The sequence below is a fragment of the Streptomyces sp. NPDC030991 genome (assembly GCF_055571235.1).
The window spans coordinates 58,503-80,243 of record NZ_JBVIFR010000026.1; the positions used below are offsets into that span (position 1 = coordinate 58,503).

General features: G+C 73.5%; 16 protein-coding genes. 14 read left to right on the forward strand and 2 right to left on the reverse strand.

Going from position 1 to position 21,741, the window contains the following annotated elements; all coding sequences use genetic code 11:
• Positions 1-17 precede the first annotated feature (17 nt).
• From ACZ45E_RS34390 to ACZ45E_RS34435, 10 genes are read left to right on the forward strand one after another with little or no spacing between them, the layout of a single operon-like run.
• Positions 18-3,479, forward strand: coding sequence for a non-ribosomal peptide synthetase (locus ACZ45E_RS34390; RefSeq protein WP_468228708.1), 3,462 nt, complete (start codon positions 18-20; stop codon positions 3,477-3,479).
• Positions 3,476-8,002, forward strand: a complete 4,527-nt coding sequence (locus ACZ45E_RS34395) for a non-ribosomal peptide synthetase (RefSeq protein WP_468228709.1) — start codon at positions 3,476-3,478, stop codon at positions 8,000-8,002. The genes ACZ45E_RS34390 and ACZ45E_RS34395 overlap by 4 nt, the downstream gene beginning before the upstream one ends.
• Complete coding sequence (locus ACZ45E_RS34400; RefSeq protein WP_468228712.1) at positions 7,999-11,148, forward strand: non-ribosomal peptide synthetase; 3,150 nt, start codon at positions 7,999-8,001, stop codon at positions 11,146-11,148. Before ACZ45E_RS34395 ends, ACZ45E_RS34400 begins: the two co-directional genes overlap by 4 nt.
• A 38-nt stretch (positions 11,149-11,186) precedes the next feature.
• Positions 11,187-11,924, forward strand: a complete 738-nt coding sequence (locus ACZ45E_RS34405; RefSeq protein WP_468228715.1) for a 2OG-Fe dioxygenase family protein — start codon at positions 11,187-11,189, stop codon at positions 11,922-11,924.
• Positions 11,914-13,017, forward strand: coding sequence for a M20/M25/M40 family metallo-hydrolase (locus tag ACZ45E_RS34410; RefSeq protein ID WP_468228718.1), 1,104 nt, complete (start codon positions 11,914-11,916; stop codon positions 13,015-13,017). The genes ACZ45E_RS34405 and ACZ45E_RS34410 overlap by 11 nt, the downstream gene beginning before the upstream one ends.
• A complete protein-coding gene (locus ACZ45E_RS34415) occupies positions 13,014-13,865 on the forward strand; it encodes a RimK family alpha-L-glutamate ligase (protein ID WP_468228721.1) in 852 nt (283 codons plus the stop codon). The genes ACZ45E_RS34410 and ACZ45E_RS34415 overlap by 4 nt, the downstream gene beginning before the upstream one ends.
• Positions 13,866-13,870: 5 nt before the next feature.
• Positions 13,871-14,152: a hypothetical protein gene (locus ACZ45E_RS34420; RefSeq protein ID WP_468228724.1), complete on the forward strand. Its 282-nt coding sequence runs from the start codon at positions 13,871-13,873 to the stop codon at positions 14,150-14,152.
• On the forward strand, positions 14,149-15,477 hold the full coding sequence (locus tag ACZ45E_RS34425) for a DegT/DnrJ/EryC1/StrS family aminotransferase (protein WP_468228727.1): 1,329 nt from the start codon (positions 14,149-14,151) through the stop codon (positions 15,475-15,477). The genes ACZ45E_RS34420 and ACZ45E_RS34425 overlap by 4 nt, the downstream gene beginning before the upstream one ends.
• Positions 15,474-16,382, forward strand: coding sequence for a transketolase (locus tag ACZ45E_RS34430; protein ID WP_468228729.1), 909 nt, complete (start codon positions 15,474-15,476; stop codon positions 16,380-16,382). The genes ACZ45E_RS34425 and ACZ45E_RS34430 overlap by 4 nt, the downstream gene beginning before the upstream one ends.
• Positions 16,379-17,374: a transketolase family protein gene (locus tag ACZ45E_RS34435; protein ID WP_468228732.1), complete on the forward strand. Its 996-nt coding sequence runs from the start codon at positions 16,379-16,381 to the stop codon at positions 17,372-17,374. Before ACZ45E_RS34430 ends, ACZ45E_RS34435 begins: the two co-directional genes overlap by 4 nt.
• 32 nt (positions 17,375-17,406) lie before the next feature.
• On the opposite strand, the gene ACZ45E_RS34440 is transcribed toward ACZ45E_RS34435, so the two are convergent.
• Positions 17,407-18,198, reverse strand: a complete 792-nt coding sequence (locus tag ACZ45E_RS34440) for a GNAT family N-acetyltransferase (RefSeq protein ID WP_468228735.1) — start codon at positions 18,196-18,198, stop codon at positions 17,407-17,409.
• Positions 18,199-18,231: 33 nt separating this feature from the next.
• On the opposite strand from ACZ45E_RS34440, the gene ACZ45E_RS34445 reads away from it, so the two are divergent.
• Both ACZ45E_RS34445 and ACZ45E_RS34450 read left to right on the forward strand, forming a co-directional pair.
• A complete protein-coding gene (locus tag ACZ45E_RS34445; protein WP_468228738.1) occupies positions 18,232-18,831 on the forward strand; it encodes a hypothetical protein in 600 nt (199 codons plus the stop codon).
• Entirely contained in the window at positions 18,828-19,868 is a 1,041-nt protein-coding gene (locus ACZ45E_RS34450) for a BtrH N-terminal domain-containing protein (RefSeq protein ID WP_468228740.1), read from the forward strand. The genes ACZ45E_RS34445 and ACZ45E_RS34450 overlap by 4 nt, the downstream gene beginning before the upstream one ends.
• A 39-nt stretch (positions 19,869-19,907) precedes the next feature.
• Here the strand turns inward: ACZ45E_RS34450 and ACZ45E_RS34455 are convergent, their stop codons facing one another.
• Positions 19,908-20,303: a VOC family protein gene (locus ACZ45E_RS34455; RefSeq protein ID WP_468228743.1), complete on the reverse strand. Its 396-nt coding sequence runs from the start codon at positions 20,301-20,303 to the stop codon at positions 19,908-19,910.
• Between the two features lie 165 nt (positions 20,304-20,468).
• Between ACZ45E_RS34455 and ACZ45E_RS34460 the strand changes: the two genes are divergently transcribed.
• Positions 20,469-20,654, forward strand: a complete 186-nt coding sequence (locus ACZ45E_RS34460; protein ID WP_468228746.1) for a lysine biosynthesis protein LysW — start codon at positions 20,469-20,471, stop codon at positions 20,652-20,654.
• A 2-nt stretch (positions 20,655-20,656) separates the two neighbouring features.
• The gene (gene argC, locus ACZ45E_RS34465) at positions 20,657-21,682 is read left to right on the forward strand and encodes an N-acetyl-gamma-glutamyl-phosphate reductase (protein WP_468228749.1); all 1,026 of its coding nucleotides are present in this window, start codon (positions 20,657-20,659) and stop codon (positions 21,680-21,682) included.
• Positions 21,683-21,741: the final 59 nt, after the last annotated feature.

The following is a 21,741-nucleotide window of genomic DNA, read 5'->3' on the forward strand; positions in this document are numbered from 1 at the left end:
GAGAGGGAGGAACAGGCATGGGCACAGCGGATTCGTCCGGAGCACGTGACGCGGACGGCGGCACGGTGCGGACGGCGGCCGGACCGGAGGGGAAGCCCTCGCTGGCGGGTCTCTCGCCCGAGCGCCGGGCGCTGCTCACGATGGAGCTCGCCCGGCGCAAGGCGGCGGAACTCAGGCCGCGGCCGCTGCCGCGCGAGGGCGGTGAGCCGTGCTTCCCGCTCTCCTACGCGCAGGAGCGGCTCTGGTTCCTCGCCCAGGCGGACCCGGGATCGACCGCCTATGTGATGCCCGGGGCGCTGCGCCTGCGCGGCGCACTCGACCGCGGGGCGCTCGGCGCGGCCCTCGACGAGATCGTGCGCCGCCACGAGGTGCTGCGCACCACCTTCCCCGACCAGGGCGGCCGGCCCGAACAGCGCGTCGGACCGGCCCGTTCCGTGCCGCTTCCCGTGCAGGACGCCTCCGGGCAGGACGGCAAGGACGGCGAGGACACGGTCGCGGCCGCGTTCCGGGCCGAGGCCAACACGCCCTTCGACCTCGCGTCCGACCTCATGGTGCGCGCCCGGCTGCTGCGCCTCGCCGACGACCACCACGTACTCGTCCTCGGCCTGCACCACATCGCCGCCGACGGCTGGTCCCTCGGCGTCCTGCTCCATGAACTCGGCGTCCTCTACGACGCCTTCCGGCACGGGCGGCCCTCGCCGCTGCCCGAACTCGGCATCCAGTACGCCGACTACGCGGTCTGGCAGCGGGAGTGGCTCGCCACCGGCCCGCTGGACGACCAGATCGCCTACTGGCGCGAGCGCCTCGACGGCGCCCCCGTGCTGGAGCTGCCCACGGACAAGGCGCCCGGCGCGGTACGCAGCTGGCACGGCGCGTCGGAGCCGTTCTCCTTCCCGCCGCACCTGTGGAAGAGCGTGGTGTCCTTCGCCCAGGAGCGCGGGACGACCCCGTACATGGTCCTGGTGGCGGCGTTCGCGGTCGTCCTCGCCCGGTGGAGCGGCCAGCGGGACGTCGTGATCGGCTCGCCGCTGGCCGGGCGCGCCCACTCCGAACTGGAGCCGCTGACCGGCTTCTTCGTCAACACGCTGCCGCTGCGCGTGGACGTACCGCAGACCGCGACGTTCGCGACGCTGCTCGCCGAGGTCAGGCAGTCCTGCACCGAGGCGTACGCCCATCAGGACGTGCCCTTCGGCAAGCTCGTCCAGGCACTGCGCCCGGACCGGTCCCTGGGCCCCGTGCCGCTGGTGCAGGTGATGCTCGCACTGCGCGACGTGCCGGGACACCGGCCCGACCTGCCCGGCCTCGACGTGGAGGAACTGGATCTGGCGACGAGCCAGGACGCCAGCAAGTTCGACCTCGTCCTGGACCTGGTCCCGGAGCACGACGGTGGGCTGCGCTGCCGCGTCGAGTTCAGCACCGACCTCTTCGAAGCGGCCACCGCGAGCCGGATCGCCGACGCCTTCGTCCGGGTGGTCGAGACCGCGCTGGCCGGACCGGACCGGCCCGTCGACCGGCTGCCGCTGCTGTCGGCCGCCGAACGGGAGTACCTCGTCGGCGAGTTGTCCGGGGACGGCGACGCGAGTGCCGCCGACACGGGCTGCCTGCACACCCTCATCGACGCACAGGCGGACGCCCGGCCCGACGCCCCGGCGGTCGAGTGCGGCGACACCGTGCTCGGCTACCGGGAGCTGACCGAGCGCGCCGACCGGCTCGCACACCGGCTGCGCGCACTGGGCGCGGGCCCGGAACAGCTCGTCGGGATCTGCCTTCCCCGCTCGGCCGACATGGTGGTGGCCGTGCTCGGGGTGCTCAAGGCGGGCGCCGGATACGTGCCGCTCGACCCCGGCTATCCGCAGGGCCGCATCGAGCTGATGGTCCGCGACTCGGGCGTCTCGCTCGTCGTCACCGACAGCACGGTGGCCGCCACCGGCCGACTGGACGCACAGGACGACACCGGCCCCGGCCCCGGCCTTGTACTCATCGACGACCTCGGCGGCGCCGACGAGCCGCGCGGGGCACGGCCCGGACCGGTCCCTCCGCGCACGCTCGCCTACGTCATCTACACGTCCGGCTCCACGGGCGTACCGAAGGGCTCGGCCAACGAGCACGGCGGCGTGGTCAACACCCTGACCGGGCTGAACCGGACCCTCGGCCTCGGCCCGGCGGACCGGATGCTGGCGGTCTCCAGCCTCAACTACGACATGTCGGTCTACGAGATCCTGGGCAGCCTGCTCGCGGGCGCCTGCGTGGTCGTGCCGCCGGACGACCTGGAGGTCACCGACCCGGTGCGGCTGCGCCGGCTGGTCATCGACTCCCGGGTCACCGCGTGGAGTTCGGCGCCTGCCCTGCTCGAACTGCTCGTCAACCACGCCCACGGCGGCCCCGGTTTCGACGGCGCCGCGCTGCGACTGGCCGTCCTCGGCGGGGACCGGCCGCCGGCCGCGCTCGCCGACCGGCTCGGCGAACTCCTGCCGGAGCTAAGGCTGTTCAACCTCGCCGGGATGACCGAGGTCTCGTACTGCTCGACGTACCACCTCGTGCGCCGGCCCGAACCGGTCCCCGGCACCATCCCGTGGGGCCGCCCGCTGCCCAACCAGCGCCTGTACGTCCTGGACGCGCACGGCGAACCCGTCCCCGTGGGCGTGCGCGGCGAGCTCTTCATCGGCGGCGCCGGTGTGCGCCGCGGATACTGGCGACGGCCGGGCCTGTCGGCGCAGCGGTTCACGCCCGATCCGTTCGGCCGCACCCCCGCCGGGCGGCTCTACCGCACCGGCGACGCCGCCCGCTGGCGCACCTCGGGCGACCTCGAGTTCCTGGGCCGGCTCGACCACCAGGTGAAGCTGCGCGGCCTGCGCATCGAACCGGGCGAGATCGAGGCCGCGCTCACCTCCCACGAGGACGTCAAGCGCTGCGCCGTGCTGCTGCGCGGCGAGGGCACCGACCGGCGGCTGGTCGCCTACCTCACCACCCGCGGCCCGCTGCCGCCGAGCATCGGCGAACTGCGCCGGTTCCTGCTCGACCGCGTACCCGACCACATGGTGCCCTCGGCGTTCGTCCTCATGGACGAGTTCCCGCTCCAGCCGAGCGGCAAGCTCGACCGGACCGCGCTGCCCGACCCGGCCGCGATCCGCCCCGAACTGTCCGGCGCCTACACCGCGCCCTCCGACCCCCTGGAGAAGGTCCTCGCCGGGATCTGGGCCGAAGTGCTCGAACTCGACCGGGTGGGGGTGAGCGACGACTTCTTCGACCTGGGCGGCCACTCGCTGCTCGTGACGCAGGTGGTCTCCCGGATCCGCGACCTGTTCCGGGTGGACTTCCCCATCCGCGGCTTCCTCGCGGCGGGCACCGTGCTCGCCCTGGCCGACCGGCTGCGCACCGCGGCGACCGAGGCGGGCACGGACGCCGACCGCGTGGCGGAACTGATCCTCCAGGTGAGTGCCATGGACGCCGCCCAGGTGACGAGGAGTCTCAGCGCATGAGCATCGCCGACGCCGCCGCGTTCCGCCCCGGCAGCATGGACCCCGACCAACTCCGCCTGCTGGAACGCCTGCTGGCCGAGCAGGGGGCCGCGCCCGCGCCGCGCCAGGAGATCCGGCCGCACGCCGTGGACCGCTCGCACGCGGAACCGTCCTCCGCCCAGCGCCGCATCTGGTTCTTCGACCGCCTCCAGCCCGGCTCGGCGCTCTACACCATCACCGGCGTCGCCGAGCTGCGCGGCACCCTCGACCGCGAGGTCTTCGCCCGCTGCCTGACCGAGGTCGTGCGACGGCACGAGACGCTGCGCACCACCTTCCACGGCGACGGCGACGAGCCCTTCACCCGGGTCGAGCCCGAGGCACCCGTACCGCTGGAGTTCACCGACCTGTCCGCGCTGCCGGAGGCCGCCCGCGACCGCGCGGTGAAGGAGCGGCTCGACGCCGAGTCCCTGCGCCCCTTCGACCTGTCCCGGGACCTCATGCTGCGGGCGGGACTGCTGCGACTCGCGCCCGACAAGCACCTGTTGCAGCTGTCGATGCACCACATCGCCGCCGACGGCTGGTCGCTCGGCGTGCTGCTGCGCGAACTGGGCGCGCTCTATCCGGCCTTCTCACAGGGTGAGCCCTCGCCGCTGCCCGAACCCGCCGTGCAGTACGCCGACTACGCGGCCTGGCTCAACGAGCGCATGCGCGAGCCCGCCCACGAAGAGGCGCTGACCGCCTGGGTCGACCGTCTCCGGGGCGCCCACGCCCTGGACCTGCCGACGGACCGGCCGCGGCGGGAATCGGGCTCCTTCGTGGGCGGCCAGGTGCCGCTGACCCTGCCCGCCGAGCTGATGGCCCAGGTCAAGCGGCTGGCCGACCAGGAACGGGCGACGCCCTACATGGTGCTGGTGGCGGCCCTCACGGCCCTGCTCGGCCGGTGGAGCGGCGGCCGCGAGGACGTCGTCCTCGGCTGCGCCGTCGCGGGCCGCAACCGCAGCGAGATCGAACCGCTCATCGGGTTCTTCGTGAACACCCTCCCGCTCCGCCTCGACCTCGGCGGACAGCCCTCGTTCCGCACCCTGGTGGGCCGCGCGCGAACCGCCTGCCAGGACGGCTACGCCGGCCAGGACGTGCCCTTCGAGCAGATCGTCGAGCGGCTCCAGCCGGACCGGGAGCTGAACGCGCGAGTGCCCCTGGTACGGCACATGCTCGTGCTGCACAACAGCCCGCGCTCCAAGCTGGACCTGCCAGGACTCGAGGTCGAGGTGGTCCCGCAGGAGACCGGCACCGCCAAGTTCGAGATCCAGATCGAGCTGACCCCCACCGAGGACGGCGGGCTCGGCGGCTGGCTCGAATACGCGACGGACCTGTTCGACGAGGTCACCGCCGCCCGGCTGGCCGAGGGCCTGCGGACCCTGCTCGACGAGGGCGCGGCACGGCCGGACGCCCCGGCCGACGAACTGCGGATGCTGTCCGGCGCCGACCGGCGGACCGTCCTCGCGCGGTGGAGCGGGGCCGAGACGGCACCGGCCGGTACCGGACTGCTCCACCAGCTGTTCGAGAGCGCCGCGGACCGGACACCGCAAGCGGTCGCCCTGATCGACGACGCGCTCACCCTGACCTACGCGCAACTGGACGAGCGCGCCAACCGCCTCGCGCACGACCTGATCGCCCGGGGCGTACGCGTCGACGACGTCGTGGGCGTACAGCTCCCGCGCTCGGCCGAGGCCGTCGTCGCGATGCTCGCGGTGCTCAAGGCCGGCGCGGCCTACCTGCCGCTCGATCCCGCGCACCCGCCGCGGCGACTGGCGGAGCTGGCCGAGGACGCCGGCGCCCGGCTCGTCCTCACCGACGCCACCGGCGACCCGTCGGCGCCCACCACCCGCCCCGCCGTCGCCGTCCCGCCGGGCGCGAGCGCGTACGTGCTCTTCACCTCCGGCTCGACGGGCCGGCCCAAGGGCGTGACCAACGAACACGCGGCGGTCGTCAACCGCATCCGGTGGATGCAGGACGCGTACGCACTGGAGCCCGGGGAGGCGGTCCTGCACAAGACGCCACTGGGCTTCGACGTCTCCGGATGGGAGTGGCTGTGGCCGCTGGCCGTCGGCGCGCGCATCGTCGTCGCCGGTGACGAGGGCCGCCGCGACCCACGCGTCATCGCCCGGCTGATCCGCGAACACACCGTCACCACCTGCCACTTCGTCCCCTCCATGCTGCGCGCCTTCCTCGACGGCCCCGCCGCCGACTGCGCGGGCGTCCTGCGCCGCGTCATATGCAGCGGAGAGGAGCTCCCACCCGCGACCGCGCGCCGGTTCACGAGCGCGCTGCCCGGCACCCGCCTGTACAACCTCTACGGGCCCACCGAGGCCGCCATCGACGTGACGGCCTGGCAGGTGCCGCGGCAGCTCGCGCCGGAGCACGAGGCACGCCTGCCCATCGGCACCCCGATCGCCGGCGCCCGGCTCCACGTCCTGGACGCCCACTTCGAACCGGTGCCGCCCGGCGCGGTCGGCGACCTGTTCATCGGCGGCCTCCCCCTCGCCCGCGGCTACCGCGGCCGCCCGGGGCTGACCGCCGACCGGTTCCTGCCCGACCCGTTCACGCCGGGCGGACGGCTGTACCGCACCGGCGACCGGGCGCGGTGGGGCGCCGACGGCACGCTCGACTACCTCGGCCGTGCCGACCACCAGCTCAAGATCCGCGGCCAGCGGATCGAACCCGGCGAGATCGAGGCCGTCCTCGGCGCGCACCCGGCCGTCGAACGGGCCGTCGTCCTGCCGTTCCGCGACGCGGAGGGAGACCTCCAGCTCGCGGCCTACGCCGGTCTCGGACCGGACATCGAGGCCGCGCCGGAACCGGCGGAGAACGGCGACCACGTCGACCGCTGGCGCACCGTCTTCGACGACACCTACCAGGCGTCCACCCCCTCGGCGGACGAGATCGACCTCGCCGGATGGAACGACTCCGCCACCGGAGAGGCCATCCCGGAGGAGGAGATGCGCGTCTGGGTCGAGGAGACCGTGGACCGGATCACCGCGCTGCGGCCTTCGAACGTGCTGGAGATCGGCTGCGGCACCGGACAGTTCCTTCTGCGGCTCGCCCCGCACTGCGCGCGCTACGTCGGCACCGAGATCTCACCCGAGGCCCTCACCCGGCTCGCCGGGCACCTGGACGCGGACACGACCGCGGAGCTGTCGCTGCGCCCCGGGGACGACTTCACCGGCTTCACCGAGGGCGAGTTCGACACGATCATCCTCAACTCGGTCGTGCAGTACTTCCCCGACGTCTCCTATCTGCTGCGCGTCCTGCGCGGAGCACTCGCCCTGCTCGCCCCCGGCGGTCACCTCTTCGTGGGCGACGTACGGGACCTGCGCCTGGTCGAGGCGTTCCACTGCTCCGTCCAGGCGGCCCGGCTGCCCGACACGGCCCCGGTCGCCGACCTGCGCAGGCTCGTGGACCAGCAGATCGCCCAGGAGGAGGAGCTGCTGATCCACCCGGCCCTGTTCGAGACGGTCGCCCCCGCCGAGCGGGTCCGCCTGCTCGCCAAGTCCTCCCCGCACCGCAACGAGCTGACCCGGTTCCGCTACGACGTGATCATCACCGCGCCGGGCGGCGCCTCAGCCCCGGCCGTGCCGGACGCCTGGCACCCCTGGGCGGCCGGCGCGCCCGACCGCGACGGCTCGTACGGCCTGCTGGGCCTGCCCGACGCGCGGCTGACCGAGGACCTGGCCCGGGTGCGGCTGCTGCGCGAGGGCGACGAGGGCGGCCCGGACACCGTGGGCGCCCTGCGCTGTACCCTCGCCGAGGCGGAGCCGGTGCCCGCGGGTGAACCCGCGGACCTGCCCGTCCCCGCCGGACACACGTTGCTGCCCCGGCTCGGCTCCGAACCCGGCCTGCTGGACCCGGAGTTCCGCGAGGCAAACCGCCCGGCAGGCGGCCGCCCCGCTCAACTGCCGCCCGCCGACGGGGAGTTCGCCAACGACCCCCGGCGTGCGATCCGCGCGCGGCTGACCGTCGCGGGGCTGCGCGAGCACCTGCACCGGGCGCTGCCCGACTACATGGTCCCCGCCTCCCTGATGGTGGTCGACCGCTGGCCGCTCGGGCCCAACGGCAAGCTGGACCGCGCCGCGCTGCCGTCGCCCAGCTCGCTCAGGCCGGCCCTCGCGACCGGCTATGTCGCCCCCCGCGACGACACCGAGCGGATCATCACCCGGATGTGGCAGGAAGCCCTCGGCCTCGACCGGATCGGCGTCCACGACGACTTCTTCTCACTGGGCGGCCACTCACTGCTCGCCGTCCAGATCGTCGGCCGGATCCAGGAGGCGTTCGCCTGCGAACTGCCGCTCGGCGTGCTGCTGCGTGCCCCCACGATCGCCGCCGTCGGCGAATGGATCACCCAGAACTCCGGCAACCGGACGCCGCGGGCCGCGCCCATCACACGCACCGCCCGCCGGCAGCGCCCGGCCGCCACCGCGTCCCCGGCCGCCACCGCGCCCCCGGCCGCCACCGCGTCCCCTGTCGAGCAAGGAGCCCGATCATGAGTGAACAGGCCGTCGCCGACGACGGACCGTTCGAGCTGCCCGCCTCGTTCGGACAGGAGCGGCTGTGGCTCCTCGACCGGCTCGCCGCCGGCAACGCCTACCACCTCGGCGGCGCCATCCGGCTGGACGGCCCGCTCGACCCGGACGCCCTGGCCCGCGCCGTCACGCGGCTCGTCGAACGGCACGAGATCCTGCGCACCACCCTGGAGCTAGGCCCCGACGGCCGGCTGGTGCAGCTCGTCCACCCGGACGTCCGGTCCACCACCGCCCGGATGGAGGCGCCCGAGCCCACGCTCGACGCCGCCCGCCGCACCCTGGCCGAGTACGCCGACGCCCCCTTCGACCTCGCCGCCGGCCCCCTGCTGCGCACCGCGCTCGTCCGGTTCGGCGAGACGTCCTGGCTGTTCGGCGTCGTGATGCACCACATCGTGTCCGACGGCTGGTCGATCGGCGTCTTCCACACCGAACTCGCCGCGTTCTACCGGGCCGAGACCGCGGCCGGCACGGCGGAACTGCCCGAACTGGCCATCCAGTACGGCGACTTCGCCGACTGGCAGCGTGAGACCGTGGCCGAGGCCGGCCCTGAGTTCACCGACTACTGGCGCGAGCGCATGGCGGGCGCCGTGCCGCTGGAGCCCGCCGTGCCCGTCACCGGGCCCGGCGTCTCCTCCAATGTGCCGGTGGCGGTGCCCGCGGCGCTCGTGGAGGCGATCGGCCGGCTGGCGAAGCAGGAGTCGGCGACCCCCTTCATGGTCCTGACCGCCGCCTACATGGCGGTCCTCGCCCGCTGGACCGAACGCGACGACATCGTGATCGGCACCCCGGTCGCGGGCCGTCCCCGGCCCGAGCTCCACCCTCTCATCGGCTTCTTCGTCAACACGCTGCCCCTGCGCACCCACGTGGACGGCGGATCGTCCTTCCGCGCGCTGCTCGCCGCGGTCCGCGAGACCTGCCTGGGCGCCTTCGAGCACCAGGACCTCCCGTTCGAGCGGATCGTCGAGGTCTCCGGAGCCGAGCGGGTCCAGGGCCGCACCCCGCTGATCGGCGCGGTCCTCGCCCTGCAGAACACGCCCGCCCCGCAGTGGGACCTGCCCGGCATCACGGCCGAGCAGGTCGACCTCGCCGACCTGCCCGCCCAGTTCAGCCTCAACCTCTACCTGTCCGGGACGGCGGACGCGGGACTGGCCGGACGGATCGTGCACGACGGGCAGTGGGACCCCGCGGACGTACAGCGGCTCGCCCAGGGCTGGCTCGCCCTGCTCACCGACGCGGTGGCCGACCCGGCCAAGCCGGTCGGACTGCTCTCCATCGGCGTGCACGGCGACGCCGCCGAGGACGCCGAACCACCCGTCGCCGACGGCCTCATACACCAGTGGATCACCGCCGCGGCCCGGGAACACTCCGAACGGATCGCGATCAGCGCCGCCGCCGACGAGATCACCTACCGCGAACTGGACGAGCGCTCGAACCACTGGGCGCGGCTGCTGCGCTCGTACGGCGCCGGACCGGACCGGCTGGTCGCCATCTGCATGCAGCGCTCCATCGCCCAGGTCGTCGCGGCCCTGGCCATCCTCAAGAGCGGCGCCGCCTACATGCCCCTGGACCCCGGCCACCCCAAGGAGCGCCTCGAACGGCTGATCGCCGACGCCGGCACGCCCGTCATCCTCACCGACGAGACCACGGCCGGCCTCTTCGACGACGGGGCCGAAGTCCGGATCCTGCGCGCCGACGGCATCCCCGCCGGCCGCCCCGACGGCCCGGCCCCCGACACCCGGGACCAGCACCCGGACACCCTCGCCTACGTCATCCACACCTCCGGCTCCACCGGCACCCCCAAGGGCGCCATGAACACCCACCGGGGGGTGATCAACCGGGTGCGCTGGATCCAGGGTGTCTCCCCGCTCACGCCCGGCGAGGCCGTCCTGGGCAAGAGCCCGTGGAGCTTCGACCTCTCCACCGTGGAGTGGATGTGGCCGCTCACCGCGGGGGCCCGGCTCGTCGTCGCCGAACCCGGCGGCCATCGCGACCCCCGCTACCTCGCCGACCTCATCGCCGAAGAGTCGGTGACGTTCTGCCATTTCGTACCGTCGATGCTCCAGGCGTTCCTCGCCGAGCCCGCCGCCGCCCGGTGCGCCGGGACGCTGCGCCTCGTGCACGCCAGCGGCGAGGCGCTGCCGATCGCCACCGCCCGGCGCTTCACGGAGATCCTGCCGGACACCGCGCTGTGGAACCTCTATGGCCCGGCCGAGACCGCCGTCGAGGTCAGCCACCACCCGGTCGGTGCCGAGGACCTCGACCTGCCACGGGTGCCCATCGGCCGCCGCCTTCCCGGCGTCCGGCTGCACGTCCTCGACCGACGGGGTGAGCCGGTGCCACCGGGCGTCCCCGGCGAACTGCACATCGGCGGGGTCGCGGTGGGCCGCGGCTACCTCGGAGCGCCCGCGCTCACCGCGGAACGGTTCGTCCCCGACCCCTTCGCCGCCGACGGCACGCGTCTGTACCGCACCGGCGACCGGGTGCGCCGACTGCCCGGCGGAGCACTGGAGTTCCTCGGCCGCTACGACCACCAGGTGAAGCTGCGGGGCATCCGCGTGGAACTGGGCGAGATCGAGGCGGCGCTCGGCCGGCACCCCGACGTCGGCCAGGTCGTGGTCGTGGTGCGCGGCTCCGGCGCCGACATCAGGCCGGTCGCCTACGTGGGGTGCCCGGAGCACCGGCCGACCGGCGAGGATCTGCGCGCCTTCCTGCTGCGCACGCTGCCCGCGGCGCTGGTGCCGAGCACGTTCGTCGTCCTGCCCGCGCTGCCGGTGACCGCCAACGGCAAGATCGACCGCGCCGCACTGCCCGAGGCGGACCTCGGTGAACGGCGCGCGGCGGTCACCGTCGCACCGCGCACACCGGCCGAGCGGCTGCTGTCGGAGATCTGGGCCGACGTGCTCGAACTCACCGATGTCGGGATCCAGGACAACTTCTACGAACTCGGCGGCAATTCGCTGCGGGCGGTGCGGGTCTTCCAGCGCACCCAGGACGAAGGACTCCTGATGCCCCTCGAACCCATGCTCGGCGACCACACCATCGAACAGCTGGCGGCCGGACTCGGCGCCGGTTCCGGCGAGGCCCTGCACGACGTAGGGCAGCTGCTATGAGGTCCGCGTACCAACAGCGCACACAGAAAGTGGGAAGGATGTCGGCTGCAACCCTGGCCCTGACGCGTCGGGCGGAAGCACTCGGGAAGTGGGGGGAAGCCCTGGCGGGCGACGACTTCGTCGCCCTGCCGGGCAGCGAACTGGCCGGCTGGTTCCCGCCGGCGGACCTCGCGCGGTTCGCCGCCACCTGGCAACACCTGACACGCGACGAGACGGTCGTCGGCGGCGTGGTCCGCGAGCGCCGGTACGGGCGCCTGCTGGCCTCGCGCGGCCCCGGCGGGCAGTGGACCTTCACCGCGCTGCCGCACACGGCCTTCCAGCAGACCGCGGAGCACATCCCGCTGTACGACGGAAAGGCCAGGATGTTCAGCCCGATCCCGGAACAGACGCTGACCGACCCGGTACTCACCGCACTGATCGCCACCGACCTGGCCATCGTCTCCGCGGTCGTCCCGCGGGCGACCCGGTTCGAGGTGGGGCTGCACCAGATGCGGGTGCTGGCCACCCCCGGCGCGCCGGGCAGCCCGACCCCCGAGGGCCGGCACCGCGACGGCCACGACTTCATCGGCATGCACCTGATGGGCCGGGAGCACTGCGCGGGCGGCGAGTCGATCATCCACCGCGACGGTCTGCCGCAGACGCGGATGACCCTCACCGAGCGGCTGGACTCCCTGGTCGTCTCCGACACCCGCATCACCCACGAGGTCACGCCCACCGTCGCCGACGGCGCCACCGGAGTGCGCGACATGCTGCTGGTCGACATCAATGAACGCTGACCCGACGCGCGTCGAGGCGACGCGAACACTGCGCGGCCTGGTGGAGATCCCCTCGCCGTCCGGATCCGAAGCCGCGGCGGGGGCCTTCCTCGCCGGGCGGATGGCCGCGCTCGGCTACGACGTGCGCACCGACGCCGTCGGCAACGTGATCGGCGAGATCGGCGACCCCGCCGGACCGGTGATCATGATGGTCGGCCACCTGGACACGGTGCCGGGGACCCTCCCGGTGCACGAGTCGGGCGGCGTGCTGTTCGGGCGGGGCACCGTCGACGCCAAGGGCCCGCTCGCCGCCATGGCGCACGCCGGGGCCAGGGCCGCCTCGTCCGGAGGCGGGCGGTTCGTCGTCGTCGGCGCCGTGGAGGAGGAGGCCGCCTCGCGCGGCGCCCACCACCTCGCCGCCACTCTCGACCCCCCGGACGCCCTGCTGATCGGCGAGCCCAGCGGAGCCGGCTCCGTGGTCGTCGGCTACCGGGGAGTGCTCCGGTTCCGCTACGAGGTCCGCTGCCCGCCCGCGCACACGAGCAGCCCCGCGGACCGCGCGGCGGAGCTCGCCAGCGACCTGTGGCAGGCGGTGCGGACCCTGCTGCCGCCCGCCCCGGCGGACGCCCCGCTCTTCGAGCACGCCTCACCGGCACTTGTTGCCCTGGAGGGCGGTCTGACCCACGCCCACGCCGAGATCTCCTGCCGGATCCCGCGCGGCTTCGACACCGCCGGGTTCCTGGAGGAGGTGCGCAAGCACGGGGCGGACGGCGAGATCACCGTGGCCGAACAGGTGCCGGCCGTCCGGACCGGGCGCGGCGCACCCCTGGTCCGCGCCTTCGCCGGCGCGGTGCGTCGCCGTACCGGCGCGGTCTCGGTCAAGGTCAAGCTCGGCACCTCCGACATGAACATCCTGGCGCCCCACTGGACGGTGCCCGCCCTCGCCTACGGCCCCGGGGACTCCCGGCTCGACCACACCGACGAGGAGCACATCCGGCTGGACGAGTACCTGCTCGCCGTCGACGTCCTGGCCGAGGCACTCCCGGACATCGCGACGTCCCTGCCCCGGCCGGTACCGGCCGGCGGCCCCTACCCCGAAGAGAGGCGACCGTGAGCGTCGACGACCTCCCCCTGGCCGTGCTGGCCTCCCGGATCAGACTCGAGGAGAAGCTGCTCCTCACCGAACTCGAACGGCGCCGGGTCCCGTACACCCTCCTGGACACCAGGACGACCGTCTTCGGGCCCGGCACCGAATTCCGCTTCCGCGGGGCACTCACCCGCGAGATCGGACACATCCGCAACCTCTACGGCACACGGCTGCTCGAACACGCGGGCGTGACCGTGGTCAACACCTCCGCCATCCTGGAGACCTGTGGGGACAAGCTGTTCACCACCCTCGCGCTGGAAGCCGCCGGTCTCCCGGTGCCCCGCTGGATGACGACCCTCACGCCGCAAGGGGCGCTGCCCGTACTGGCGGACTTCGGATACCCCGCCGTGGTCAAGCCCGTCGTCGGGTCCTGGGGCCGGCTGGCCGCCCGCCTCGACGGCCACGACGCCGCCGAAGCGGTGCTCGAACACCGCGAGGCGCTGCCCGGCCCCGTCAACGGCATCACCTACGTCCAGGAGTACATCGACAAGCCGGGCCGCGAGATCAAGGCGTACGTGATGGGCGGCGAGACGGTCGGCGCGATCTACAAGAGCTCGGACGAATGGCGCACCAACACCAAGCGCGGCGGCGTCCCCTCGGTGTGCACGCCCGACGACGACCTGCTGAAGCTGCTCACGGCCACGGCCGAGGCGATCGGCGACGGCGTCCTCGGCATCGACGTGCTGGAGGACCGCTCGGGCGCCTACTACGTCAACGAGGTCAACCACACCCCGGAGTTCCACGGCGCGCTGGAGGTACTCCAGGTGGACCTGGTCGGCCGCTACGTCGACCACGTCCTGAGCAGGGTGGGGTGACTCCGGTGCCCGAGCCGACCGTCGAGTGCCGGGGCGCCCTCGTACCGCTGCCGCCCGGCCACCGGGACTGGCTGCCGCTGGTGTTCGGCGGCGCCGGCCAGGCGCGCGCCGCCGACGGCGCCGAGGTCCTGGTGCACTACGCCGACGCCGTGGACCCCGAATGGATCCACTGCCCGCCGGGGCTGAGCCGGGCCCGCGTCCCGCTCACCCGGCCCGAGAACCCCACCGCGATCCGCCTGCCCGACCTTCCGGGCACCTGGGTCCAGATAGAGGAGGCTGCCGCATGACCGGTAACGGGCTGGCGATGTTCGGCGGTCCCCGCGCCGTTCCCAAGGAACGGCCCTCCAAGGACCTGGTCGGCTGGCCGGTGATCACCGACGCGGAGCGCCAGGCCGTCGTCGGCGTCCTGGACAGCGGGCAGTTCACCTCGAACAACCCCGGCGCCGGACAGGTGCAGCTCCTCGAACGCGAGTGGGCCGCCCTGGTGGGCACCGAGCACTGCGCGGCCGTCTCCAACGGCACCGCCGCGCTGGAACTCGCCCTGGCCGCGGCCGGGGTCGAGCCGGGCTCGGAGATCCTGGTCCCGGCGCTGTCGTTCATCGCGAGCGCCGTGGCCCCGGTGCACCGGCTCGTCGTCCCCGTCTTCGTGGACATCGACCCGGTCACCTTCACCATGGACCCGCGCGCCGTCGCCGCGGCCATCACCCCGCGCACCTCCGCGATCCTCGCCGTCCACCTGCACGGCCTGCCCTGCGACATGGACGAACTGCGCGAACTCGCCCACCGCCACGGCCTGTTGCTCGTCGAGGACGCAGCCCAGGCGCACGCCGCGGAGTACCGCGGGACCCGCACCGGCGCGCTCGGCGACGTCGCCGCCTTCAGCCTCAACGTCGTCAAGAACCTGCCGACCTGCGGCGAGGGCGGCCTGATCACCACCGACGACCCCGACCTGTACGCCCGGCTGCTGCGCCACCGCCAGTTCGGCGAGGAGCTCGAAGGCCGCGGCAAGCGCGACTACATCTCCCACGAACTGGCGGGCAACGCCAAACTCAGCGCGGTCCAGGCCGCCTTCACCCGCTGCCAGCTCGACCGGCTCGAGGAGTACCACCAGGCCCGCGACCGCAACGTCCGGGCCCTGCTCGACCGGCTCGGCGCGCTGCCCGGCCTCCAGATACCGCACGTCCCCGACGACCGTACGCACGCCTGGCACATCCTCCGCTTCCGCTTCTCCGCCGAACGCATGGGCATCGAGGGCGCCACACCGGGCGCGGTCCGCACCGCCGTCGAGCGCGTCATGCGCGCCGAGGGGGTCCCGCTCCAGCAGTACCAGCCCGTACCGCTGCCCGAGCAGGAGGCGCTCCTGACCCGCAAGGGGTTCGGCGGCTACCCGTGGAAACTGCGGCCCGGCGAGTACGCGCCGTCCGACAAGTACCCCAACACCCTCGCCGTCATCGAGGACTCCCTGACCCTTCAGCGCTGGCACCTCAACCCGGCCGCGGGACCGGTCCTCCAGGACTGCGCGGCGGCGTTCGAGAAGGTCTGGGCCCACCTCGATCAGGTGGCGACGCTCGCCCGGGCGATGAGCCCCGCACCGGCGGAGGCCGTGCGATGACCGCCGAGACCATGGAAGACACCGCAGACACCGCAGACACCACAGGCACCACAGGCACTGCAGACCCCACCGACACCGCCCACATCGGCGTACTCGCCGACCAGGCGCACCGGGTGCGCGAGCGGGTGCTGGAGATGGGAGCCGGCGAGACCGGCACCCATCTCGGCGGCAGCCTCTCCGCCACCGACCTGCTGACCGTGCTCTACGGTTCCGTGCTGCGGGTCCGGCCCGACCACCCCGACTGGCCCGAGCGCGACCGGTTCGTACTCAGCAAGGGCCACGCGAGCGCCGCCCTCTACGCCGTGCTCGCCGAGTACGGGTTCATCCCGGCCGAGGAACTCGCCGGCTACGCGACGGCGGGCAGCCGGCTCGCCGCACACCCGCTGCGCCGCGTCCCGGGCGTGGAGTTCCCCACCGGCTCGCTGGGCCACGGCCTGTCGCTGGCCGCGGGCGCCGCGCTCGCCGCCCGCCGACTCGGCCGCCCCTCCCGGGCGTTCGCGCTGCTCGGCGACGGTGAACTCCAGGAGGGCTCGGTCTGGGAGGCCGCCATGGGCGCGGCCCACCACGGCCTGGACAACCTGGTCGCCGTCGTGGACCGCAACGGCTGGCAGATCAGCGGCACCACGGAGGAGTGCCTGTCCCTGGAGCCGCTCGCCGACCGCTGGCGCGCCTTCGGCTGGGCCGTGCGCGAGGTGGGCGGACACGACCTGCCCGCGCTGCTCGCCGCCTTCGCCGGACTGCCGGACACCGAGGGGCGGCCGACGGTCGTCCTGGCCCGGACCGTCAAGGGCCGGGGCGTGCCGATGCTCGAGGACCGCAAGAAAAGCCACTTCGTCAAGCTGACGCCGAAACTCCACGTGCGCGCGTTGGCGGGACTCCGCAACCGCAGGGAGCGACAACAGTGACCGAGCTGACGATCGCGCAGGAGGCACCCTCCGCGCCGGAGCCCTCGTGGGAGGAGCGGTACGCGGGACCGAGTCGGGAGATCTGCCGGCGCGCCCTGGTCGACCTCGCCCGCAGGGACCCGCGGATCATGTGCGTGGACTCCGACGTCGGCGGACTGGAGACCCTCTTCGCCGAGCTGCCCGAGCAGTACGTCAATGTGGGCATCGCCGAGGCCAACCTGATCGGCATGTCCGCGGGCATGGCCGAGGCCGGACTCGTACCGTTCGCGCACACCCTCAGCGGCTTCGCCGCGACCCGTGCCTGCGAGCAGATCAAGGTGGACGTGGCGGGCAACAACCTGCCCGTGCGCATCATCGTCTCCCACGGCGGCCTGTCCGCCGGGCACTACGGGCCCACCCACCACGCGGTGGACGACCTCGGGATCATGCGGCTGATGCCCAACCTCACCGTGCTGGTGCCCGCCGACGCGGTGGAGGCGGAACAGGCGCTGGTCGCCGCCGCCGACCTGCCGGGACCGGTCTTCCTCCGGTTGGGCCGCACCGAGACGCCCCTGGTCTACCGGCGCCCCTACGACTTCCGGATCGGCCGGGCCGTGACCCTCGCGGACGGCGACGACGTCACGCTGATCGCGACCGGGCCGTACCCGGTGCTGATGGCGCGGCGCGCCGCCGAGACGCTGGCCGCCGAGGGCATCGGTGCCCGCGTTCTCAACATGCACACGATCAAACCGCTGGACGAGGAGGCCGTGCTGCGGGCGGCGGCGCAGACCCGGGGCATCGTCACCGTGGAGGACCACCTGGTGACCGGCGGCCTCGGCAGCGCGGTCTGCGAGACCCTGGCGGCCCAGGGCGGCTGCCCGGTGCGCCGGATCGGCGTGCCCGACCGCTTCAGCGACCGGGTCGGCGGCGAACTCGACCTGCTCCACGACGCGGGCGTCACCCCGGAACGGATCGTCGCCGAGGCCCGGCTGCTGACCGGAGCGGTCGGTTGATGGACTCAGCCGTTTCAGCCGCCTCAGCCGCTTCAGCCGCCGGTCCGCCACAGGGCGAGCGCGTCGGCGTCCACCCCGCGCGGCATCACATACGCGGGCACGGCCTCGGCGGGCCGGGGATCGACCAGCACACCGGCGGGCCGGGCGAGCCCGTCGGCACCGCGGAACCGCGCCGGAGCGCCCACCTGCCCCGCCGCGCGTTCGGCCAGCGCCGCAAGACCGGCCTCAAGAGCGGGGCCGGGCACGGCGGGCAGCGCCACGGTGCCCCGCGGCCCGCAGAACCACACCCGCAGCGGCCCGTCCCACAGCGGGACGGGTTCGCCGCCCCACGGGTAGGCCAATTCCTCGTCCGGCGCGGCGAGTTCCCGCTCCATGTGGACCTCGGACAACGGCTTGTCAGGACCGGGGAAATGGGTGGTCGTGCGGTAGCCGAGACGGCAGTAGAACGGCGGGTTGCCGCGCTCCACCACGGCGTCGAGGACCACGCGTGCCGCGCCACCGGCGCGGGCACCGTCCTCCAGCGCGCGCATCAGCAGCCGTCCGGCCGACCGGCCCCGGGCGACGGGAGCGACCGCGAGCCGCCGCACCACCCACGCCCCGTCCGTACCGGGGATCGCGCGTACGCAGCCGATCGCCTCGCCGCCCGGGTCGAAGGCCGTCCACAGCCGCGTCCCGCGCTCCAGTTCGGCCAGCACCTCGGCGGCCGTCTCCTCGGAGCCGTCGGCGGGCGGCAGACCGGGATGCCGGCCCGCGGCGAACGCGGCCCGGGCCAGCGCGGCGGTCCGCTCCGCGACGGCCCCGCCGCGCTCGCGCGTCTCCACCACCCGTATCGCAACCTGTGATCCAAGGAGGTTCCTGTGGTCAAGCACGTCAGTCCCACTCTCGTCCGGTCGACGGCCGGAGCGGCTCACACGGTCGCGATCGAGGACTTCCTCGACAGCGTCGGCGTCGAACCGAACAGCCGCTCCGGTTCGGGTGCGTTCAACATCTGGGGCAATGCCTTTCCGGCCGAGGAGCTGCCCTGCGGCACACTCACCGAACTCGACCGGGTGCCGTTCCGCTTCCCCGCGGCCGACGGCGTACGGCCGGACCACCTGCGGTGCCGGGGCCAGCGGATCCCGCTGCCCGCCGCCCGCGCCGACTGGATCCACGTCCTCGGGGCCGCCGAGCGCCGCACCGAGGACACCGTGCTCCTGGAGTACGCCGACGGCTCCGTGCGCCGGCAGTGGCTGCGGCTCTCCGACTTCTGGCCCCAGACCGCGCCGCGGTTCGGCGAACGGCTCGCGTTCCGGACCACCGCGATGCTCTACCCGAGACACGAGCAGCACACGATGAGCCCGTCGATCTGGCACCAGCGGGTGCCGGTCGCGGTGGCCGACGGGCTGCGGGCCATCGTCCTGCCCCACAATCCCGCGATGCACTTGTTCGCACTGACCCTGGTGACGGAGGCGGCATGAGAGTCGAGCTTCAGGACGTACGGCCGTGGCGCCACGACCTCGGCCACTGCCTGCACGCCACGATGGGGGTGCTGCTCGCCAGCCGGGGCGCCGATCCGCTCCATGTGCTCGGCGCGGCCTGGGGGTTCGGCTACCGCTCGGGCGACCTGCGGCGCGAGGAGTACTACGTCCCCTTCGGCGCCGAGTCCCTGCTCGGGGCGATGGCCCCGCATCATCCCGTGGCCTCACAGTGGCACCGCCCGCCGGACCCCGAGACGGCCTGGACACAGGTACGCGACGCGGTGCGGGACGGACACGCGGTCGCCGCGGCCGTCGACAACTACCATCTGCCGTTCCGTCCGGCCTACCGGGACGTGCACACCAACCACCTGCTGACCGTGTACGGGTTCGACGACGAACGGGACGAGGTGCTGCTGGCCGATCCGGTGCCGCCGCGCTTCCAGGGCGCGATCACCCGCGCCGAGTTCGCCGCCGCACGCTTCTCGGCCAACCCCGAGGACCACGACCGCGACCTGTTCTTCACCCGCAACCCGATCGACGGGCGCTGGCTGGAGATCTCGGTCGGCCCCGACCTGCCGCCCTGGGACCTCGACCACGTCCGCACGGTGATCACCGCCAACGTGGCCGCGCTGGCAGGCGATCGCACCCTGCCCGACGGATACGCCGACAACGGCGCGCAGCTGTTCGGCGGGCGACGCGGCCTGGCCCGCTTCCTCGACGCCGCCGCGGAACGGATGGGCAAGGGCGACGACACCGAGGTGGTGGACGAGACCTTCGTCGTGGCCGGCACGGTGCTCGCCGAGACCGGGGTGCACGCGGATTGGCTGGCCGCCGCGGGCCACGCCTTCGCCCGGCCCGCACTGACCGAGGTGTCCCGGTTGGTGGAGCGGGTCGCCCACCACTGGAGCGCGGTACGGATCATCGTCGCCAACGCCCGCGCCGACACCACCGCGGCGGCAGAAGAACTCGATCACAGGACCGCGGCGCTCCTGGCCGACCAGGACCGTGCCCTCGATCTCCTCGCGCGGGCGGTCTGAGAGCGGACGGGGGTTCAAAGACAGGCTCCGAGAGAGGCTCTAACCCTGCGGGGCCAGGGTGCGCGCGACACAGAACTCGTTGCCCTCGGGGTCGGCCATGACCACCCAGCTGCGGCCGGCGCCCTGCCCGACGTCGGCCCGGGTCGCCCCGAGGGCCAGCAGCCTGTCCACCTCGTCGGCGGTGCCGCGGTCGACCGGGCTGACGTCGAGGTGCAGCCGGTTCTTCACGGCCTTGCCCTCGGGCACCGGGATGAACAGCAGGGTGGGCGCCATCTGACGGGCCCGGACTTCCTCGACGGTCGGCTCCCAGGAGCCGATCTCGACCTTGCCCTCGCTCCGGTCGATCACCTTGAAGTCCAGCACCTCGCACCAGAAGGCGGCGAGGCTCTCCGGATCGCGGCAGTCGACCGTCAACTCGGTGAACCTGCTTGTCATGTCACTCCTGGGTCGTGCGGACGGGGGTTCAAAGAAAGGCTCCCAGAGTATTGGCCCCCTCCGTGCGGCCCACAAGTCCGGGATCTACCTGACTACTGGTGAGCGCACCGCGGCCGGGAGGCTGAGGCCCGCAGGTGTCCGACCAGGAGGAGAGGAGAGGACCTTATGCCCATAGCGGAGACGACCGTACAAGCCTGTCCCGAGTGCGAGGGCCGGGTAGGCGTGGAGAGCGAGGTCCGGGCCGGCGAGATCGTCGAGTGCCCGGAGTGCGCCGCCGAACTCGAAGTCGTGGGAGTGGCACCGCTGTTGCTGGCGCTGGCCCCCGAGGCCGACGAGGACTGGGGAGAGTAGCCGTGATCGATGTCGCGGTGGTCGGGGCCTCGGGCTACATCGGCGGTGAACTGCTGCGGCTGCTGCTCGACCATCCCGAGGTCCGGGTGGCCACCGCGGTGTCCGCCAGGCTCGCGGGCAGCCGGGTGGACCGCGTCCACCCGAACCTGCGCGGCCGGACCGACCTGACCTTCACCGGCCCCGACGCGCTGGGCGACCACGACGTGGTGTTCGTGGCGGTCGCCCAGACCGCCGGCCTCGAAGTCGTCCCCCGGTTGCGCGAGCGGACCAAGTGCCTGATCGACCTGGGCGCCGACTTCCGGCTGCGGGACCCCAAGCTCTACGAGCGCTACTACGGAACCCCGCACACCGCACCCGAGCTGCTCGGCTCGTTCGTCCCCGGCGTGCCGGAGATGCACCGGGCCGAGCTGGCCGGGGCGGACGCCATCAGCATGCCCGGCTGCATGGCCATCGCCTCGATCCTGGCCCTGCGGCCGCTCGCCGAGGCGGGCGTGGTCGCCGGGCCCGTGACGGTGGACGGCCGGATCGGTTCGAGCGGCTCGGGCGTACGCGCCGAGCAGATGAACCTGCACGCCGAACGGAGCGGCACCATGCGGCTGTTCGCACCCACGGGCCACCGGCACGAGGCCGAGATCACGCAGGCGACCGGCCTCGAGGCGCGGATGAGCGCCACCGGCGTGGAAGCGGTGCGCGGCGCCCAGGTGGTCTGCCGGGTGCCGGTGCGTGAACCGCTGGGCGACAAGGACGTACGGCGGCTGTACCGCGCTCACTACCAGGACGAGCCGTTCGTCCGGATCATCGCCCAGAGCCGCGGCCTCTACCGGCTTCCGGAGCCCAAGATCCTGTCCGGCACCAACTACTGCGACGTCGGGTTCGCCACGGACCCCGCCACGTCCACCGTGGTGGCCGTCGCGGCGATCGACAACCTCGTCAAGGGCGGTGCGGGCGGCGCGGTCCAGTGCCTGAACGTGCGCATGGGATGGCCGGAGCGCCTCGGCCTCGAATTCCCCGGCCTGCACCCCGTCTAGTCGGACCCTTCCGCTCGGGTCCGCTCGGGTCCGCTTAGATCCGCTCAGATTCGCTCAGG

Bases quoted from the DNA above. Each gene is read 5' to 3' on its own strand.
- ACZ45E_RS34460 (WP_468228746.1), top strand. From the start codon at position 20,469: ATGCCCATAGCGGAGACGACCGTACAAGCCTGTCCCGAGTGCGAGGGC.
- ACZ45E_RS34390 (WP_468228708.1), top strand. From the start codon at position 18: ATGGGCACAGCGGATTCGTCCGGAGCACGTGACGCGGACGGCGGCACG.
- ACZ45E_RS34410 (WP_468228718.1), top strand. From the start codon at position 11,914: ATGAACGCTGACCCGACGCGCGTCGAGGCGACGCGAACACTGCGCGGC.
- ACZ45E_RS34405 (WP_468228715.1), top strand. From the start codon at position 11,187: ATGTCGGCTGCAACCCTGGCCCTGACGCGTCGGGCGGAAGCACTCGGG.
- ACZ45E_RS34395 (WP_468228709.1), top strand. From the start codon at position 3,476: ATGAGCATCGCCGACGCCGCCGCGTTCCGCCCCGGCAGCATGGACCCC.
- ACZ45E_RS34450 (WP_468228740.1), top strand. From the start codon at position 18,828: ATGAGAGTCGAGCTTCAGGACGTACGGCCGTGGCGCCACGACCTCGGC.
- ACZ45E_RS34455 (WP_468228743.1), bottom strand. From the start codon at position 20,303: ATGACAAGCAGGTTCACCGAGTTGACGGTCGACTGCCGCGATCCGGAG.
- ACZ45E_RS34400 (WP_468228712.1), top strand. From the start codon at position 7,999: ATGAGTGAACAGGCCGTCGCCGACGACGGACCGTTCGAGCTGCCCGCC.
- ACZ45E_RS34425 (WP_468228727.1), top strand. From the start codon at position 14,149: ATGACCGGTAACGGGCTGGCGATGTTCGGCGGTCCCCGCGCCGTTCCC.
- ACZ45E_RS34430 (WP_468228729.1), top strand. From the start codon at position 15,474: ATGACCGCCGAGACCATGGAAGACACCGCAGACACCGCAGACACCACA.